This is a genomic window from Reyranella massiliensis 521, assembly GCF_000312425.1.
Classification (GTDB): Bacteria; Pseudomonadota; Alphaproteobacteria; order Reyranellales; family Reyranellaceae; genus Reyranella; species Reyranella massiliensis.
In genome coordinates, this window is the sequence record NZ_HE997181.1 from 1238601 (window position 1) to 1250484 (window position 11884).

11 protein-coding genes are annotated in these 11884 nt (G+C 65.4%); 9 read left to right on the forward strand and 2 right to left on the reverse strand.

Going from position 1 to position 11884, the window contains the following annotated elements; all coding sequences use genetic code 11:
* Positions 1 to 3 precede the first annotated feature (3 nt).
* From BN60_RS31790 to BN60_RS06135, 5 genes are all read left to right on the forward strand, one after another.
* A complete protein-coding gene (locus BN60_RS31790; protein ID WP_354002177.1) occupies positions 4 to 162 on the forward strand; it encodes an OmpA family protein in 159 nt (52 codons plus the stop codon).
* A gap of 141 nt (positions 163 to 303) precedes the next feature.
* Positions 304 to 957 (forward strand): DUF1013 domain-containing protein, encoded by a 654-nt coding sequence (locus BN60_RS06120; RefSeq protein ID WP_020695123.1) that lies wholly within the window; start codon positions 304 to 306, stop codon positions 955 to 957.
* A gap of 111 nt (positions 958 to 1068) precedes the next feature.
* Positions 1069 to 2097 carry a TRAP transporter substrate-binding protein DctP gene (gene dctP, locus BN60_RS06125; protein WP_083855974.1) on the forward strand — a complete coding sequence of 343 codons (1029 nt, stop codon included), beginning with the start codon at positions 1069 to 1071 and terminating at the stop codon, positions 2095 to 2097.
* 9 nt (positions 2098 to 2106) lie between these two features.
* Positions 2107 to 2670 carry a TRAP transporter small permease gene (locus BN60_RS06130; protein WP_020695125.1) on the forward strand — a complete coding sequence of 188 codons (564 nt, stop codon included), beginning with the start codon at positions 2107 to 2109 and terminating at the stop codon, positions 2668 to 2670.
* On the forward strand, positions 2667 to 3935 hold the full coding sequence (locus BN60_RS06135) for a TRAP transporter large permease (protein ID WP_020695126.1): 1269 nt from the start codon (positions 2667 to 2669) through the stop codon (positions 3933 to 3935). Before BN60_RS06130 ends, BN60_RS06135 begins: the two co-directional genes overlap by 4 nt.
* 4 nt (positions 3936 to 3939) lie before the next feature.
* On the opposite strand, the gene BN60_RS06140 is transcribed toward BN60_RS06135, so the two are convergent.
* Positions 3940 to 4932 carry an NAD(P)H-quinone oxidoreductase gene (locus BN60_RS06140; protein WP_020695127.1) on the reverse strand — a complete coding sequence of 331 codons (993 nt, stop codon included), beginning with the start codon at positions 4930 to 4932 and terminating at the stop codon, positions 3940 to 3942.
* Between the two features lie 66 nt (positions 4933 to 4998).
* Here BN60_RS06140 and BN60_RS06145 point away from each other — a divergent pair, with 66 nt between their 5' ends.
* Genes BN60_RS06145 through BN60_RS06160 form a run of 4 tightly spaced genes read left to right on the forward strand, consistent with a single transcriptional unit; the run spans position 4999 to position 8044 of the window.
* Positions 4999 to 5187: a DUF1192 domain-containing protein gene (locus BN60_RS06145; protein ID WP_020695128.1), complete on the forward strand. Its 189-nt coding sequence runs from the start codon at positions 4999 to 5001 to the stop codon at positions 5185 to 5187.
* A 40-nt stretch (positions 5188 to 5227) separates the two neighbouring features.
* On the forward strand, positions 5228 to 6523 hold the full coding sequence (locus BN60_RS06150) for an O-acetylhomoserine aminocarboxypropyltransferase (RefSeq protein WP_020695129.1): 1296 nt from the start codon (positions 5228 to 5230) through the stop codon (positions 6521 to 6523).
* Between the two features lie 2 nt (positions 6524 to 6525).
* The gene (locus BN60_RS06155) at positions 6526 to 7314 is read left to right on the forward strand and encodes an alpha/beta fold hydrolase (protein WP_020695130.1); all 789 of its coding nucleotides are present in this window, start codon (positions 6526 to 6528) and stop codon (positions 7312 to 7314) included.
* Positions 7307 to 8044, forward strand: a complete 738-nt coding sequence (locus BN60_RS06160) for an SDR family NAD(P)-dependent oxidoreductase (protein WP_020695131.1) — start codon at positions 7307 to 7309, stop codon at positions 8042 to 8044. The genes BN60_RS06155 and BN60_RS06160 overlap by 8 nt, the downstream gene beginning before the upstream one ends.
* Here BN60_RS06160 and BN60_RS31410 read toward each other — a convergent pair.
* Entirely contained in the window at positions 8037 to 11879 is a 3843-nt protein-coding gene (locus BN60_RS31410; RefSeq protein WP_020695132.1) for a hydantoinase B/oxoprolinase family protein, read from the reverse strand. The genes BN60_RS06160 and BN60_RS31410 overlap by 8 nt on opposite strands.
* Positions 11880 to 11884 lie beyond the last annotated feature (5 nt).

Sequence of the window (11884 nt, forward strand, 5' to 3'; positions counted from 1 at the left end):
TCGCTGCGCCGTGCGAACGCTGTGAAGGACGCTCTGGTGCGTGAAGGCGTGCCGGCGACGGCCATCGCGGTTGTCGGCCGTGGCGAGCAGGGCCTGCTGGTTCAGACCGGCCCGAACGTCCGCGAGCCGCAGAACCGCCGCGTCGAGATCGTCATTCAGTAAGACGATCCGAAGCCAAGTCTTTGAGGACGGCCGGGGGGCGACCCCGGCCGTTTTCTTTTTCAGCTATGCGATGGGATAGGGTGCTTTTCAGGTTGGCGGGGCCTGAGACGGCCTCTATATCCGGGCGAGGAGAGTGAATTCATGTCGCAAGTGTTGATGCCCAAGGCGACCGCCGTTTGGCTGGTCGAAAATACGACCCTCACCTTCGACCAGATTTCGGCCTTCACGGGCCTGCATCCGCTCGAAGTGCAGGCGATCGCCGATGGCGAAGTTGCAGGCGGCATGACGGGTCTCGACCCGACCACCAATGGCCAGCTTACCAAGGAAGAGATCAAACGCGTCGAGGCGGACCAGGGGGCACGTCTGAAGCTCAGCCCGCGCGACGTGCCGATGCCGGTGGCCCGCTCCAAGGGCCCACGCTACACGCCGGTCGCCAAGCGCCAGGACCGGCCCGATGCCATTGCCTGGCTGCTCAAGGTTCACCCGGAGTTGCAGGAAAGTCAGGTCGCCAAGCTGGTAGGCTCGACCAAGAGCACGGTCCAGTCGGTGCGGGATCGTACGCACTGGAACATGCAGAACGTCCGTCCACGTGATCCGGTGACGCTCGGCCTTTGTTCGTTGAAGGACCTCAACGATGCGGTCGACAAGGCACGCCGCAAGGCCGCTCGTGAGGACGCCGCGCGCAAGAGGGAGGCCGCCAAGGCCGGCCTTCCGGTTGAGGATGTATCCGACGCTGCGCCAGTCGACCCGGCCGAAGCCGATCAGCCCGACATCGGAGATCCGACACAAAGCTGACACCTCCGCCAACTTCGTGCTCGCATTGGAGCGCGAACCTCGGCAGACTGTCCGCGGGATGAAGGCGCCCCAAAGTGCGCTACGCCCGCAAGGATAGGAGGAAACACCAGCATGGTTCGAATGACTGCGGCGGCTGTTGCTGCCACGGCAGCCTTGGCGCTTGCTTTGACCGGCGCCGCCACTGCGCAGGACAAGAAGGCCACCGAGCTTCGCTACACGACAGGGGCACCCGAGAAAACGCCATGGGTGACACCCCAGCTTCGGCGCTTCGAGCAGGACGTCGCCGAGGAGAGCGGCGGCAAGCTCAAGATTTCCTCCTTCGTCAACGCCCAGCTCGGCAATGAGCAGGACACGGTGCAGCAGGTCGCGCGCGGCCGCATCGACATGGGTGGTTTTTCCAACGGTGCCGTGGCGTTGATCGTCCCGGAGCTCTCGCTGCTCGGTTTGCCGTTCTACTTCAAGAACATCGCCGAGCAGGACTGCACGGTCGACGCCATGACCAAGACGGTCTCGGACCTGCTGGCCAAGAAGGGCGTGAAGTTCCTCGGCTGGACGGAAGTCGGCACCGCCGACATCGTCGGTAAGAAACCTTATCTGGTCCCGGCGGACGTCAAGGGGCTGAAGGCAGCCTCGGCATCGAACAAGGTTTCGGCGGCGATGTGGTCGACGCTCGGCGCAAACCCAACACCGATCGGCATCACCGAGATTGCGTCGGCGTTCCAGACCGGGCTCACCGACATCAACTCCACAGTCGTGACTTTCTACCTCCCGTCGGGCCTCGCGAAGGTTGCGCCGGTGCTGTCGCGCGTCGAACTGTCGGACGCTCCCGGCATCATCCTCATGAACAAGGCCGCCTACGACAAGCTGCCGGCAGCCGAGCGTGCGGCGCTGGACAAGGCCCTGGCCCGTCGCAGCGCCACTCAGCTCCGGCAGGAGATCCGCGGCTTCGAGGCAACGCTGCGCGACATGCATGTGAAGGCCGGCGGCACGATTGCGACACCGACCCCTGAGCAGCGCGAAGAGTGGCGCAAGGTCCTGCAGCCGGTATGGCCGAAGATGGTGCAGGAAGTGGGCGGTGAAGCACAGAACTTCTACAAGCAAATGGAAGCGGCTCGGGCCTCCTGCGACAAGAAGAGTTAAGCGCCGTTTATGACTGATGTGTCGGTCGCGACCGCACCGCCTTGGGCGGTGCGGGTGCTGGCTGTCTGGCACCGGCTCGAGTGCTGGCTTGCCGTCGCCTGTTTCTCCTTCATTGCCATCATTCTCGTGCTCGATGTACTGGGCCGCGAGCTAGTTGGGCCGTTGTTCAATGCGCTGGGAATCGATGTCGGACCGACCGGCATCTTCGCGTCGCAACGGTTCTCGATTTATGCGCTGGTCGTCGGCAGTTTCGCGGGCATCGGCATTGCGACGGCGACCGGAAGCCATCTCGTGCCGCGGGTCGGCTTCGGCTGGGCGCCGGCGGCCTGGGGGCCGGCAATGGACAGGCTGGCGGATGTCGTCACCGGAGTCTGTCTGATCGTGGTCGTCTACTACGGCGTGGAGTTCGTGCACTCGACCTTCACGGCTGATCTGCGCGCACCCGTGCTCGACTGGGTGGTGTGGCCGTTCCAGATGGCCATCCCGATCGGCTTCCTGTCCGCGGCCGGCCGTTACTTCGCCTACGCGATCTGGCCGGGTCTCCGGCCCAAGCCGCCAGAGTTCCAGGAATGACCACGTTAGCTCTCGTCGGGCTCGTCCTTGTTCTCCTGTTTCTACGACAGCCTCTCCTGATCATTCTGCTGTCGATCACCGGCTACATCCATCTCGTCTGGGGCCGCGGTCAGCTCGACTACATCGTCGAGGACATGTGGGTCGGCCTCGACAAGGAGCTGATTCTCTCGATCCCGCTGTTCATCCTGTGCGGCAACGTCATGACGCGCGGCTCGATCGCCCAACGTCTGATCGAAATGTTGGCCGCCATCACGCGGCCGTTGCCGGGCGGCATGGCGGTGGCCTGTGTGCTGGCCTGTGCGGTGTTCGCGGCCATCTCGGGATCGTCGATCGTCACCATGCTGGCGATCGGCTCGGTGATGCTTCCGGCCATGCGCCAGGCGGGCTACGACCTCAAGTTCACCTTGGGCGCCATCATGTCCGGCGGTACGCTGGGCATCATCATCCCGCCCTCGATCCCGATGATCATCTACGGGCTGGTCACCGAAACCTCGATCGTCGATCTGTTCGCGGCAGGCTTCGGACCGGGCATCCTGCTCACCGTCGTGTTGTCGGCCTATGCCATCTGGATCAACCGAAAGCGGGCGGCCGAATCCTTCAGCCTGCACGAGTTCCTACACTCATTCCGCCGTGGCATCTGGGCGCTGCTGATGCCGGTGATCATGCTGGGCGGCATCTACAGCGGCTACTTCACGGCGACCGAAGCCGCGGCGGTCGCGCTCGCCTACGCGATGGTGATCGAGATCTTCGTGCACAAGGAGCTGCAGTTCCGCGACTTCTACAATGTCGTTCTCGAGGCTTCGAAGCTCGGCGGCTCGTTGTTCCCGGTATTGGCCGTCGCACTCAGCCTGAACATCATCCTGATCGAGCACCGCATCCCACAGGGCATGGTGGCCTTGATGCAGGGCTACATCGACAATCCCTGGATGTTCATGCTGCTGGTCAACGTGCTGCTGCTGATCGTTGGCTGCCTGATGACCACCGGCGAGGCCATCTTGGTTCTGGCGCCGTTGCTGGCGCCGGTCGCAGCGGCCTACGGCTTCGACAAGGTGACCTTCGGCGTGATCATGATCCTGAATCTGGAGATCGGCTACCTGACGCCGCCTGTGGGATTGAACCTGATCGTGGCGATGAGCGCCTTCAAGCAGCCGTTCGGGCTGCTTTGCCGGGCCGCCTTGCCATTTATCGCATTGATGCTGGGCTGCCTCTTCCTGGTGGTGTGGCAGCCCTGGATCGCGATGTATTTCGTGACCGGAAAGTTCTGAGACCTCAGACGGTCATCATGACCTTCCCGACATGGTCGGCGCGTTCCAGTTCGGCATGCGCCTCCGCGGCCTGCCTGAGCGGGAAGGTCTTGAAGATGATCGGCTTGATCTTGCCGGCCTCGAGCAGCGGCCAGACCTTTTCCTTCAGGCCGCGGGCCATGCGGCCTTTGTTCTCTACGCTCTGAGGGCGCAGCGTCGAGCCGGTCAGGGTGAGGCGGTTCACCATGACGATGCCGGCGCTGATCGTGGCCGTTGCGCCAAGCTGTACGGCAATCACCACACAGCGGCCATCGAGCTTCAAGAGGCCGAGATTCTTCGGCAGATACTCTCCTGCCACCATGTCGAGCACGACATCGACGCCGCCCGACAGCTTCTTCACCTCGGCGGCCCAGTCATTGTCCTTGTAGATGATGGCGTGATCGGCGCCGAGCTCCGTTACCGCCTTGGCTTTCGCCGCTGTGCGGACCGTGGTGAACACGGTGGCGCCGAACGCCTTGGCAAGCTGGATCGCCGTCGTGCCGATGCCGCTCGCACCGCCATGGATCAGGACCTTCTCGCCGGCCTTGAGCTGGCCGCGCTCGAAGAGGTTGTGCCATACCGTGAAGTAATTCTCCGGCAGTGCGGCCGCCTGCAGCATGTCGAAGCCCTTGGGCAGCGGCAGGCACTGCGGTGCGGGGACGGTGCAGTATTCCGCATAGGAACCGCCCGGCGTCAGTGCGCAAATCTGATTGCCCACTTTCCAGTCGGTTACACCATCGCCCAGCGCGGCGACCGTGCCGGCGGCCTCGAGGCCCGGCAGATCGGAGGCCCCCGGCGGCGGCGGATAAAGGCCCGCGCGCTGTGCGATATCGGGCCTGTTCACGGCCGTGGCCGCGACCTTGACGAGGATCTCGCCGGCCTTAGGCTGCGGTACCGGCCGCGTCGTCGGTACCAGCACCTCGGGGCCGCCCGGCTTGGTGATTTCGACGCAGGTCATCGTTGCGGGCAGGGCGCTCATGGTCGGCCTTTCGAAGCAAGGGGAGCAATGCTAGTCCTCCCTTAGCCGCTTCCGTGGAGCCGCGCTATGGCCTTTGACCTCGACGATCTCGACCCCCGGCAGAAGAAGCCGCAACCGAAAAACCTCGATGCGATGAACATCGAGGACCTGAAGGAGTATGTCGCTGCCCTGAAGGCGGAGCTGGCGAGGGTCGAGAACAAGATCAAGGCCAAGCAGAGCCACGCCGCGGCCGCCGCCTCGCTCTTCAAGAAGTGAGCTTCATGCGGCAAGACCGCTTGAGAAAAAGGAAGACATCGTGGTCGACGCCAAATTCCTGAAGCCCGATACACTGGCGCTGCACGCAGGCCAGCATCCAGACCCGGTGACCGGCGCGCGTGCCGTACCGATCTACCAGACGACGTCCTTTGTGTTCCGCGACGTCGACCATGCCGCGAGCCTGTTCAACCTCGAGGTCGGCGGCCATATCTACAGCCGCATCTCCAATCCGACGGTGGCGGTGTTCGAGGAGCGTGTGGCCGCTCTCGAGGAAGGCTCGGGGGCGCTCGCGGTGTCGAGCGGGCAGGCAGCGCTGCATATCGCCATTGCGACCTTGATGGGCGCGGGCAGCCACATCGTCGCGTCGACGTCGCTCTATGGCGGCACGCGCAACATGCTGGGGCTCACCCTGCCGCGCTTCGGGATCGAGTCGAGCTTCGTGCACCCCGGCGACCACGAGGGTTTCCGCAAGGCCATAAAGCCCAACACGCGACTGGTCCTCGGCGAAACCATCGGCAATCCGGGGGGCGAGGTGCTGGACATTCCGGCCATCGCGGCGATCGCGCACGAGGCGAAGATCCCGCTGATGATCGACAATACCTTCGCCTCGCCGATGCTCTGCCGGCCGCTGACTCTGGGGGCCGATATCGTCTTCCATTCCGCGACCAAGTTCATCGGCGGTCATGGCGTCGCGATCGGCGGCGTGATCGTCGAATCCGGCCGTTTCGATTGGGAGGGATCGGGCAAGTTCCCGACCTTGACCGAACCCTATGCCGGTTATCACGGTATCGACTTTGCCGAAGAGTTCGGGCCGCACGCCTTCATCATGCGGGCCCGCACCGAAGGCGTGCGTGACTTCGGCTGCTGCATGGCGCCGCAGACGGCTTTCTATCTGCTGCAGGGCCTGGAAACCTTGCCGCTGCGCGTGGCGCGCCATGTCGAGAATGCGCGCAAGGTGATGGCCTTCCTCAAGGCCAACCCGGCGGTCGAGCGCATCGCCTCACCGGATATGCCCGACCATCCCGACCATGCGCTGGCGCAACGGATGCTGCCCAAGGGCACGGGCTCGATCTTCAGTTTCGACATCAAGGGCGGCCGCGAGGCCGGGCGGCGTTTCATCGAACGGCTGAAACTCTTCTCGCATCTCGCCAATGTCGGGGATGCCAAGTCGCTGGTAATCCATCCCGCTTCGACCACCCACGCCCAGCTCGACGCGGCGGCACTTAAGCAGGCGGGCATCGGCGAGGGCATGATCCGGCTCTCGGTGGGCCTCGAGGACCCCGAAGACCTGATCGACGATCTCGGGCCGGCGCTGCGCGCCTCGCAGAAGGGCTGACCATGAATCTCACAGTCGATGGCCGGACCGTCTTTGCGACCACCGGCGGCGCCGAGTTCGATGCGGCCAAGCCCGCGATCGTCTTCCTCCATGGCGCAGGCTTCGACCGAACGGCCTGGCGCCTGCAGACGCGCTGGTTTGCCCATCATGGCCGCAGCGTGCTCGCGGTCGACTTCCCCGCGCACGGCCGATCCGAAGGGCCCGCCCTCGACAGCATCGCCGCGATGGCCGACTGGACGGCAAAGCTCATCGAGACTGCCGGGTTGAAACAGGCCGCCCTGGTCGGCCATTCGATGGGCGCATTGGTGGCGTTGGATTGCGCGGCGCGACACCCCGAGAAGGTGAGGGCGCTCGGCCTTTGCGGCGTTGCGGTCGACATGCCCGTACATCCCGAGATGCTGGAGTCGGCCAAGGCCAACACGCTCAAAGTCCAGGAACTCATGACCTTCTGGGGCATGGGCAACGCCTTGCACAAAGGCGGCATGGTCTCGCCGGGCCTGTGGCTGCGTCGTGAGTCGCTCGCCGTGCTGGCTGGCAATCGGCCCGACGTGATCCATGCCGATCTCGCAGCATGCAATGCCTACAAGGATGCGCCGCAACGCGCCGCGGCGGTGAAGGCGCCGACCGTGCTGGTGCTGGGCGATGGCGATCTCATGACGCCGGCGGCCAAGGGCAAGGCTTTGGCCGCGGCCATCTCGGGGGCGAAGACTGTCGTCATCCCGAACTGTGGGCACTTCATGATGGTCGAGCGGCCGGACGAAACGCTGGAGGCTCTGAAGGCGGATGTCTGATCGCGTGGCCCTCGTCACCGGCTCGACCTCGGGCATCGGTGAAGCCATCGCACGTCGGCTCTCCCGCGACGGTTACAGAGTTGCCTTGCATGGGCGGCGTCAGGCCGATCTCGGCCGCGCCATGGCGGCCGAACTGCCCGGCGCGAGCTACCATCAGGTTGACCTCGCCGACGTCGAACATGCCGGCAGGCTCGTGCGCGAGGTCGTCGCGCATCATGGACGGCTCGACGTGCTGGTGAACAACGCCGGTATCGTGGCGCGCTTCCCGCATGCCGATCTCAAGGCAGCGACCCCCGAAATCTGGCGCAGCATGTTCGACGTGAACGTGATTGCGCCGTGGATGTTGATCGCCGAAGCCGAGGCCGCGTTGCGCAAGTCGGCGAAGCAGGGGCGGCCTGCCTCGATCATCAACATCGGCACGCATGCCGCCGTGCGCCCCAAGGGCTCGTCGATCCCCTACGCCGCAGCCAAGGCGGCGCTGCATCATGCCACGCGCCTCCTCGCGCTGACTCTCGGGCCGGATATCCGCGTCAATTGCGTGGCGCCCGGCTTGGTCGACACGCCCATGAGCACGGGCTGGGAGGCGGCGTATGAGTTGTGGAACACCAAGTCGCCGATGAAGCGTCCGGCGAAGCCGGAAGACATCGCCGACCTCGTGGCTGCCTTGTGTGCCAACGACTATGTCACCGGCGAAATCGTCATCGCCGATGGCGGGTTGAACCTCACATAGTCGTCGAAATGATCCCGTCCTGAGGCGTCGGTCGCTGACGGCGGCGTCGCAGGATCGCCGTCGAGGCCTGATCGAGCGAGAGATCGTCGTTCACGACGACGCCATAGGCCGTGCGCGCTTCCACGAGGCTGCAGTAGCCGGCGACAACGTCGGCATGTACGGCTTCTGCAGGCCGGGTCAGAGGATCGCCCAGGCCACCTCCGCCGGGGCTCTCGACCACCAGGACGTCGTTGGCCGGAATGGTCTGCAGGCCCTTGGCGGAAAGCGGGCCGGCCGCCTTCAGGCTGACTTTGCCCAGTCTTCCGTCGGCGCCGCCATGCCGTCCGCGTGCGGCATTGGCGACACGCTCGAAGATGGCCGCCAAAGTCATGTCGCCGCCGTCCCGCGCCCGCAACTCGATCACCTGTCCGAGGCCGCCGCGCCAGCGGCCGGCACCACCGGAGTCGGGCCGCAGCTCCTTGCGAACATAGAGCACCGGCGCATTGCGTTCGGCCAGTTCGACGGGGATCGAGCGCACGCCGCTCGGATAAGCGGTGGCCGAGAGACCATCGAGGCCCGGCCGCGCGCCAACGCCACCGGAGTGAAAGAAGAGAGAGATGAAGCGCGGGTGCTTGGTTCCGTCGCTTCCGCCGACGCCTTGGCGCAAGAGGCGGATGTTCCACAGCGACCCGCTGCCTTCGGCCGGCGCGATCCGGGGATCGGCAGCGCTCAGGCAGCCCAGCATCAGGTCGGGCAGCATCTGGCCGATCATATGTCGGGATGCGACGGGTGCGGGGTCCGTCGCATTCAGGATCGACCCCTCGGGCGCTTCGATGCGCACTGCGGTCAGCGAGGCGTAATTGTTGGGGATCTCCGGCCCCACCAGGCAGCGCACGCCATAGCTCGCATAGGCGTCGGTGTAGCAATAGGGCACGTTGATGCCCTTGAGCGAGGGCGCCAATTCGCCCGACAGCGCGACACGAATGGCGCCATCGCCGATGGTCATGTCGGCAACCAGATGGATGGGCCGTTCGACGCCGTCCATCTGCAGCTCGGCGCGATAGGTCCCGGCCTTCAGGGCGCCGATGGCCTCGCGCATGCCGGCTGCCGACCGGGCGAAGATGTACTCGGCGAGATGGTCGACATGAGCGAGGCCGAACTCCTCGCACATGCGGTCCAGCCGTACGCAGCCGGTGTGGTTGGCCGCGACCAGCGACATGATATCGCCGATCGCCTGCTGCGGCAGGCGGACATTGGTCGACAGGATCGACACCAGCTTGGCGTCGAGTACGCCGCGTTCGACCAGCTTCACGATCGGGATGCGCAGGCCTTCGTGCCAGATGTCGCGGCCTTCGAAACCCGCGCCCTGACCGCCGACATCCATGATGTGGGTCGTACAGGCGAAGAAGCCGACGATCCGTCCGCCGCGGAACGCAGGCGTTACGACGCAGAAATCGTTGAGATGCCCAGTGCCGCTCCACGGATCGTTGGTGATGCCGACATCGCCCTCGTGCCATTGCTCCAGGGGAATGGCCTTGAGGAAGTGAAACACCGACTGGGCCATGGAATTGACGTGGCCCGGCGTGCCGGTAACGGCCTGCGCGATCATCCGCCCATCGGGCGTGAAGACACCCGCGGAAAGGTCGCCTGCTTCGCGCGCCACCGAGCTGAACGAGGTGCGGATCAACGCCTGCGCCTGCTCTTCGACGACCGACAGCAGTCGGTTCCACATGATCTGATTGGCGAGATCGCTTTGTGTCGCCGCGGCTTGCGTCGTCCGCTTGCCGTGGCGCTGCACGACAATGCAGCCGCTGTCGTCGCGCGCGGCGTCGAAGCCTTCGGGTACGACGATGGTGGTCTGTGCTTCGACGATCAGGGCGGGACCGGGACGCGGCGTCGTCGTCATGCCGGCGCGGTCGAGCTGGAGGGCGTCGACAGTCCGGCCGCTCACCGGGTCGTAGAGATCGTGCCGGCTCTCCGCCATCGCGCTGCCGGTCGTCGACGCCGAGGACCAGATCGTCTCGGCATCGTTGCGCATGATGGCGCGCTTGTAGGCCCAGCCGACAATCTCGATGGCATTGCCGTCGAGGGTGCGGCCAAACTGTCGGCGATACTCTTCCTCGAACTGCGCCGTCAGCGAGGCGGCAAGGCTCGGGGAAGCGATCTCGGCCGGCAAGCCATCGAGGCGGATCGCGATGTCGTGGCCCTGGCCGACATAGCGCATGAAGGTCTTCCATTCCTCGGTCGAGGCGCCATGGGCAGCCGCGGAGCGCACCTGGGTCTCGGCATCGGCACGCATTTCTTCGAGAATGCTACGCACAATGGCGGGATCGAGATCGGCCAGGCGCATGTAGTGCGTGCGGCGCGTCGTGTAGGAGACCGGCGAGACCAGGAAGCCGATGGCCGAGCCGACACCGGCATTGGGGGGAATGACTACCCGCTCGATCCCGAGCTTCTCGGCAACGCGCAGCGCATGCAGGGGGGCCGCGCCGCCGAAGGCCACCATGGTGTAGCCGGCGATGTCTTTCCCCTTCTCGGTGGCGTGGATGTGCGCGGCGTTGGCCATATTCTCGTCGACCATTTCGCCGATCGCGGCGGCGGCAGCGGCATCGTCGAGGCCAAGGGGCGTGCCGATGCCGGCCTTGATCGCGGCCGCTGCGGCGCGCTTGTCGAGCGCCATGGCGCCACCGGCAAACCGTGCGGGATCGATCTTGCCCACGACCAGGTCGGCGTCGGTCACGGTCGGCAGGGTGCCGCCCTTGCCGAAGCAGGCCGGGCCGGGCTCGCTGCCGGCGCTGTCCGGGCCGATCCGGATGCTTCCCAGCGCATCGATGCGGGCGATGGACCCGCCGCCGGCGCCGATCTCGACCAGATCGACCACGGGGATACGCAGGGGCAGGCCGCTGCCCTTGCGGAACCGGTAGGAGCGATCGACCTCGAACGAGGTTTCAAACTCGGGCACGCCATCGTCGATCAGGCAGATCTTGGCAGTCGTCCCGCCCATGTCGAAAGAGAACAGGCGGTCGATGCCGAGCCGGCGGCCGATCGAGGCGGCGAGAAGTGCGCCGCCGGCCGGGCCGCTCTCGATCAGCCGCACCGGGAAACGGCAGGCCGTCTCGACGGAGGTCAGGCCGCCTTCCGACATCATCACCAGCATCGGCGCCACCACTCCCTTCGCGGTGAGCTGTGTCTGCAGGCGTTCGAGGTAGCGGGCCATCAAGGGCTGGACATAGGCGTTGGCGCAAACGGTGGTGCCACGCTCGTACTCGCCAGCGATGGGCGACACTTCACTCGACAGCGACACCGACAGGCCGGGCAGGGCACGGCGCAGATGCTCGCCCACGCGGCGCTCGTGGGCGTCGTTGAGATAGGCGTGCAGCAGGCACACCGCCACGCTTTCGGCTTCCTGTGCGCGCACGAAGGCTTCCAGCCGCTCCAGGGCGGCGTCTTCCAGCGTCTCGACGACCGAACCATCGACGGCGACACGTTCCTTGAGGCCGAAGCGGAGGGGGCGCGGGACCAGCGGCCGCGGCTTCTCGATATTGAGATTGTACTGGTCGAAGCGGTTCTCGAGGCCGATTTCGAGTGAATCGGTGAGGCCCTCCGTGCCGACGAACACCGTACGGGCGCCCTTGCGCTCGATCACCGCGTTGGTCGCCAGGGTCGTGCCGTGGATGAACAAATCGATTTCGGAAGGGGTGGTGCCGGTCTCGCTGAGAAGCTGCTCCAGCCCGGCCATCACCGCCTGGTCGGGCTCCGACGGCGTGGTCGGGACCTTGGTGCTGAAGATACGCCCGTCGCGCTCCAGGGCCAGATCGGTGAAAGTGCCGCCGATGTCGGACGCAACGCGGATCATCTCAG

Bases quoted from the DNA above. Each gene is read 5' to 3' on its own strand.
- BN60_RS06120 (WP_020695123.1), top strand. From the start codon at position 304: ATGTCGCAAGTGTTGATGCCCAAGGCGACCGCCGTTTGGCTGGTCGAA.
- dctP (WP_083855974.1), top strand. From the start codon at position 1,069: ATGGTTCGAATGACTGCGGCGGCTGTTGCTGCCACGGCAGCCTTGGCG.
- BN60_RS06130 (WP_020695125.1), top strand. From the start codon at position 2,107: ATGACTGATGTGTCGGTCGCGACCGCACCGCCTTGGGCGGTGCGGGTG.
- BN60_RS06135 (WP_020695126.1), top strand. From the start codon at position 2,667: ATGACCACGTTAGCTCTCGTCGGGCTCGTCCTTGTTCTCCTGTTTCTA.
- BN60_RS06140 (WP_020695127.1), bottom strand. From the start codon at position 4,932: ATGAGCGCCCTGCCCGCAACGATGACCTGCGTCGAAATCACCAAGCCG.
- BN60_RS06145 (WP_020695128.1), top strand. From the start codon at position 4,999: ATGGCCTTTGACCTCGACGATCTCGACCCCCGGCAGAAGAAGCCGCAA.
- BN60_RS06155 (WP_020695130.1), top strand. From the start codon at position 6,526: ATGAATCTCACAGTCGATGGCCGGACCGTCTTTGCGACCACCGGCGGC.
- BN60_RS06160 (WP_020695131.1), top strand. From the start codon at position 7,307: ATGTCTGATCGCGTGGCCCTCGTCACCGGCTCGACCTCGGGCATCGGT.
- BN60_RS31410 (WP_020695132.1), bottom strand. From the start codon at position 11,879: ATGATCCGCGTTGCGTCCGACATCGGCGGCACTTTCACCGATCTGGCC.